At 53.1% G+C, this 3,519-nt stretch carries 3 protein-coding genes; all 3 read left to right on the top strand.

The genetic code is table 11. The features are described 5' to 3' along the window. Positions 1–1,209: condensation domain-containing protein (locus F1379_RS29395; protein ID WP_239004862.1), on the top strand; the 1,209-nt coding region annotated here is incomplete at its 5' end. Between the two features lie 58 nt (positions 1,210–1,267). Further along, positions 1,268–2,530: an ACP S-malonyltransferase gene (gene fabD / locus F1379_RS29390; protein WP_239004863.1), complete on the top strand. Its 1,263-nt coding sequence runs from the start codon at positions 1,268–1,270 to the stop codon at positions 2,528–2,530. A 14-nt stretch (positions 2,531–2,544) separates the two neighbouring features. Further along, positions 2,545–3,519 (top strand): condensation domain-containing protein (locus F1379_RS29385; RefSeq protein WP_162551319.1); only part of this gene is annotated, 975 nt, incomplete at its 3' end.

Here is a 3,519-nt window from a genome sequence, read left to right as displayed (position 1 = left end):
CGGCTGGAGCAAGCGATCCGCACGGTCATTGCCCGTCACGAATCGCTGCGCACGTCGTTCACGTGGATCGACGGCGAGCCGAGACAACAGATACATGAAGACGTGGAGCTGGAATGGGTATGCCGGGATGCGGATGAGGGACAAGCGAGAGAACTCACCCGGAGCTTCGTGCGGCCGTTCGTGCTGGACGAGGCGCCACTGCTGCGGGCCGGGTTGCTGCGGCTGTCGGAGGAGCGGTATTGGCTGGTGTGGGACATGCACCATATCGTGTCGGACGGCGTGTCGATGAACCTGCTGGTATCGGACTTCATGGCGGCGTATGCCGGCGTAGAGCTGGCACCGCTGCGGATTCAGTACAAGGATTACGCGGTCTGGCAGCAGGGCACGCTCGGGGTGGAGCAGATGAGAGCGCATGAGGCGTACTGGCTGTCGGTTTATGCGGAGGAAGCGCCGGTGCTGGAGCTGTCGGCCGACCGGATGCGTCCGGCGGTGCCTGGCAGCGAAGGCGGACAGGTTCATGCGCAGATCAGCGCGGAAGTGACCGAAGGGCTGAAGCAGCTTGCCGCCGAAACCGGAGCGACACTGTACATGGTGCTGCTGGCGGCCTATAACGTGTGGCTGCACAAGTACACACGGCAGACCGACATTGTGGTCGGGACGCCGGTGTCGGGCCGGACGCATGGGGATACGGAGCCGGTGATCGGGATGTTCGTGAACACGCTGGCGCTGCGCAATGCCCCGTCGGGAGACAAGCGGTTTATGGACTTCCTGCGCGAGGTGAAGGAGCGGACGCTGACGGCATTTGAGCACCAGGACTATCCGTTCGAGGAACTGGTCGAGAAGCTGAACGTCCGGCGCGATATGAGCCGCAACCCCTTGTTCGACACGATGCTGGTGCTGCAGAACATGGAGCAGGCGCGTTTTAGACTGGCGGATATTGAGGTTCGGTCCGTGGATCAAGAGATTACAACAACGAAAATGGATCTGACGATGATTGTTACCGAAGCCGAACAAGGCCTTCATTTATCTTTGGAGTACAGCCGGGATTTATTTGAGCAGGGGACGGCAGCGAGACTGCTTCAAGGCTTCTGTGAACTTATTAAAGCCACGGTAACCGATCCTTCCATTTGCATCAAAGAATTAAAGATGGAGCTCTTTCCCCAGGAGGAAGAGGAAGACGAATTATTCGATTTTATTCATTTTGACTAACAGGGGCGCACATATCACTATTAGATTCAACATAACGAGGTGTTGCATTTTGTATAAAATGGCATTTATATTCCCGGGCCAAGGCTCGCAATATGCCGGGATGGGTCAAGCCTGGCATTCAGCCTATCCGATTGCACGGGAATTGTTCGAACTGGCCAACGATGCACTGGGCTTCGATCTTAGGAAAATGTGTTTTGAGGGAAATTCGCAGGAACTTAGAAAGACGGAGATCGCCCAGCCCGCCATTTTAACCGTAAGCTTGATTGCCTACCGTATCATCCTTCAAGAGGTTGAAATTCAGCAGCCCGTCCTTGCGGGTCATAGCCTTGGAGAGATATCGGCGTTATGTGCAGCGGGAGCTATATCGTTCTCCGACGCTGTCAGGCTAGTGCATGCCAGAGGGCGATTTATGCAGGAAGCGGTGCCGGAGGGCCGGGGCTTGATGTATGCCGTGGTTGGACTTTCCTCAGACCAAGTGAATGAGATCTGCCGGAAGATTTCACTAAATAAGGGGACCGTCGTGCCTTCTAACTACAATGCCGGCAACCAAACGGTAATATCAGGGATCAGGGGCGCGGTGGAAGAAGCGGCGGTTTCCCTGAAACAGGCAGGCGCACAAGTCATACCCTTAAAAGTCAGCGCTCCCTTTCACAGTCCGCTCATGGAACCGGCCATAGCTCCGTTTCGCGAACTCTTGGGCGGCCTTACACTTCATCCTTTACAGCATCCGGTGGTCTCGAATGTTACGGGGGACTTTTACAGCAGTGAACAGGATATTATTCCATTGCTCTCTGACCAATTAATAAAACCGGTGTTGTGGACGGCTTGCCTGAACAGGCTGGCCGCTATGCCCGTTGAGGCATTTGTTGATACGGGGCCTCGTGAAGCGCTGGGGCCGCTTGTGAAGGAAGCTTTTCCGGAAATGAAGGTATATGCAGCAGATTCCATCCAATCGACCATGCAAGGTTGTCTTGACAGCCTGAGGTCTGAGCTGGAGAGAAGCCGCCAAAGAAGCACAGGGAATCTGCTAAACAAATGCCTATCTATTGCCGTATGCACCCGAAATCACAACTCAAATGCGGATGAATATCAACAACATGTGATCGAGCCGTATAAGATCATCCAGAGAATGAGGGAAGAAGCAGCGCATTCCGGAAAAGAACTGACAGTAGAGAAAACAAAGCATGTTCTGCATCTGCTTGAGACTATTCTTAAAGGCAAAAAGCTGCCTTCCGATGAGCTGAATCTGCGTTTGGAGCAGGCGATGAACGAAGCAGGGATGCCCGGTTTGTTTCAAGGAATTGTTGATGTTACCCAATGATTGGAGGTTCAAACATGGATTCTTTAACCGTTAGGCTTATGGCTTCCAGCGGTAAATATGCGGAGGCCGTTGATTATTGGCTTGAGCAGCTTGCGGAGCCTCCTGCACCGACAACCCTCTCACCAGGCAAAGAGAACGGTATAGCCGGCCAGTCGTTCCGGCAGGTGGAGCAGCAGCTTTCGAAGGAGACCTTACAGCGGGTAGAGTTGCTATCTAAAAACTCGGAACAGGCAATGTTCATGGTCTTAATGTCCGGGACAATGCTGTTTCTTTCCCGGTATCTGAATGTTACGGATTTATTAGTCGGCATGCCTCCACTAAGTAAAAAAGGAAGCGAAGAAGTGGCTTCGGCTGTATTGCCGATTCGAAATCAATTTAGCACTGAAAGTACCTTCAGGGACGTGCTGATGCAGGTGCGCAGTAGCTTAACGGAAGCCGCCAAACATCAGAAATTCCCCCATCCTTATATAGCCGAGAAAACCGGGCTGCCTATGAACGGTAACAATTTATTGCGTTTCGGTACGATTGTTTCACTTCACAGCGTTCATCAAACGATTGACCCTATCCTTTCTGAATGTCTTATACACATACTTTTTCAAAAGAAGGACGATACCCTTTCATTTGTATTGCATTATGATGCAAGCCGCTATGCCCATGAGAGCCTGATGAGGTTGAAGCAGCAGCTTGCTTACTTCCTTGAGTTAATAATGGAACAGAAGAACACGCCGCTTGCTGAGATTGATATGGTTTCGGCTCAGGAGAAGCAAGAACTGCTGCATACGTTCAACGATACAGCGGCGGAATATCCGCGGAAAGCGACGATCCACAGCCTGTTCGAGACGCAGGCGGAGAAGACGCCGGATGCGGTGGCAGTAGTGTACGGGGAGCAGCAGTTGACCTACGCGGAGCTGAACGCGCGGGCGAATCAGCTGGCATGGACGCTGCGCGGGCAAGGGGTGGGGCCGGAGTGTATCGTGGCCATCCTGATG

The organism is Paenibacillus tepidiphilus (assembly GCF_008635795.1).
Taxonomy (GTDB): domain Bacteria; phylum Bacillota; class Bacilli; order Paenibacillales; family Paenibacillaceae; genus Paenibacillus_AQ; species Paenibacillus_AQ tepidiphilus.
Note: the sequence above shows the minus strand (reverse complement) of the source record. Positions and strands in the feature narration are given on the sequence as shown.